Annotated in this window: 1 protein-coding gene; it reads right to left on the minus strand. The window is 36.4% G+C overall.

Features of this window, described 5'->3' with window-relative positions:
* Positions 1-138: 138 nt before the first annotated feature.
* Positions 139-1374: an IS110 family transposase gene (locus ACNSTQ_RS22995; RefSeq protein ID WP_418202051.1), complete on the minus strand. Its 1236-nt coding sequence runs from the start codon at positions 1372-1374 to the stop codon at positions 139-141.
* Positions 1375-1631: the final 257 nt, after the last annotated feature.

Consider the following 1631-nt stretch of genomic DNA (forward strand, 5'->3'; position numbering starts at 1 on the left):
CTAAACCAGCTAATAGTTTGTCAATATTTTTCTATAAAAATCTTGAAAACCACATGCTATACTAAAAATAGACATACTAAATAACCTTCCCTAAGTACATTATTGGAAGGTTTTGTTGTATTTAGTCAGATAAAACTCTTAATCTATATCTTGGAAACTTGAACTACTTTTTAAAAGGGCAAAGATCCAATGTAAGAGCTTATTTACACATGCAATAACAGCTACCTTAAAAGGTTTACCTTCTTCACGCTTTTTATCATAAAACTCACGTAGTTTCTTGTTACGAGGAATGATTTCATCACTCGTCTTCTTCTTGCGACAATCGCGTATGGCACAGCGGACGGCCATATATAAAGCATGACGAAGCCTACTTGAACCTCGTTTCGTAATTCGATTTCTGGTAGCTGTAAACTTACCAGACTCGAATACACTAGGATCAACACCAGCGAAAGCTACAAGTTTCTTAGGGTTATCAAATCGATCTATCTCACCTATTTCAGAGATAATCGTTGCCGCGATTTTTTCTCCGATACCAGGGATAGATTTGATAATATTATATTCTTCAACTTCTTTGGCAAGGGCATCTATCTCTGACTCTAATTTTGATAGGTGCTCTTTGTATTGAAGAATAATATTGATAAACATACCAAGGCTTAGAATATGACTCTGGTAAATAGTCTTTTCGAATGGGTTACGTTTTGCCGCAGCTATAAGTTCATTTGCTTTTTCATTTGCCCACCTTATTGAACGACTTTTACAAAGCTCATTAATCTTTTCAGTTAGTGCCTCTTCACTTGTGCTTAAAATGTCCTCTGAAGATGGAAATTCTAATAAAGTTAACAGTGAAACCACTGAATACAAATCACCAAAAACGCCTCTATATTCAGGAAACACTTGATCAAGAATGGCTTGAAATTGTAATTTAGTTTGAATAAGTGTACCTGTTATATTTTCATGTTGTCTTGTAAGATTCCGGAGGTTTAAGAGTTGCACTCCACGCTTTTTATATGGTTCTAACTCTTCTTTGTAAAACAGCTCGCAGAGGTGATAAGCATCAACTGCATCGGTTTTAACCTTCCTTAAACTAGAACTTTTCGCTTTATAAGAAATCAGTGGATTAATGATAATTAATAAGTACCCACGTTCCTCTAAGTAATGAACAACTGGTGTTTGATAATGCCCTGTTGACTCTAAAATAATTGATGGTTTTACACCTGATTGTTCTTTCACTTCCTCAAGGAATTCTCTAAGCGAAGCAAGCCCCTCCAAGGTATGACTAACTTTAAAACTCTTACGAAATGGTTTCCCCTTATCAAGAAATGCTTGAACCTGACTTTCTCCCTTTGAAACATCCAGACCTATGACTGGATTCATTCTGAATCTCCTCCTAGACTTTTAATTTACCAGTAACCCCTAATCCTCCTTGCAGTATCATAGCTTCGCTTGTTATACGAGATCTAAGTCCCAACCAGCCTCAATCATGTTTCTACAAGTAGGGGGCGAACGGTTTAGTTGACGGGATCAATGCCCCACGAGCAGTTACGTTCTACCCTGGCTACTGTTATAATAAGACCATATAAAAAAAGGTCAACCAGAAATATTTTCTTATCTGGCTAACCTTATAATACGAA

The organism is Alkalihalobacterium sp. APHAB7 (genome assembly GCF_048323755.1).
GTDB lineage: Bacteria > Bacillota > Bacilli > Bacillales > Bacillaceae_F > Alkalihalobacterium.

Coding starts and splice junctions, on each gene's coding strand:
- ACNSTQ_RS22995 (WP_418202051.1), bottom strand. CDS start 1,374: ATGAATCCAGTCATAGGTCTGGATGTTTCAAAGGGAGAAAGTCAGGTT.